The sequence below is a fragment of the Klebsiella sp. A-Nf5 genome (assembly GCF_002810545.1).
Taxonomy (GTDB): domain Bacteria; phylum Pseudomonadota; class Gammaproteobacteria; order Enterobacterales; family Enterobacteriaceae; genus Klebsiella; species Klebsiella variicola.
Genome location: NZ_PIOG01000077.1, coordinates 1 through 524, shown reverse-complemented (window position 1 = coordinate 524; position 524 = coordinate 1). Strand labels below are relative to the sequence as shown.

Here is a 524-nt window from a genome sequence, read left to right as displayed (position 1 = left end):
AATTTGTGCGGGTAAATTAACGGCAGCACTGGCTTGCCAGAAGGCCTGACTACGATAGTAAATTTTTACCCCGTTTCTTCTGGTATTGACGCTACATCGCTCGAGTATATGTTCGTTATCAGCGTAATATGCCATATTTCTTGACGCCCAGTAAAATCCTGCACTGCTAGTCGCCTCATGGTTATCGCTGCTGACATTATTCCTCCAGCTAATAATGTTCTCAGGAATGTTGTTTTCTGTATCAGATAGGTGATTGTCGGTGTAGCGAATGCCCCGGTGTGAATAAAGACGATTATATTCATTTATCAGAGTATCTTTGATGTTTACAGGATATACTCGTCCTCTGAAGCTAAAATATTCGAAATAATTTAGTGGGCTGGTTAGCTGTAACAGGCCTCGGCCATACCACGGGTAGTACCAAATATTATAGCGACGAACGACCTGATGCGTGCGTGGATCCCTTTCCGTATAGCGATAACCTTCCTCCATTGTTCCCAGCCACCCCGTCTCCTGAATCCCGTTTC

Annotated in this window: 1 pseudogene; it reads right to left on the bottom strand. The window is 44.5% G+C overall.

The features are described from left to right. Positions 1-524 (bottom strand): annotated as a pseudogene (locus CWM53_RS31645) (M23 family peptidase); the annotation flags it as partial.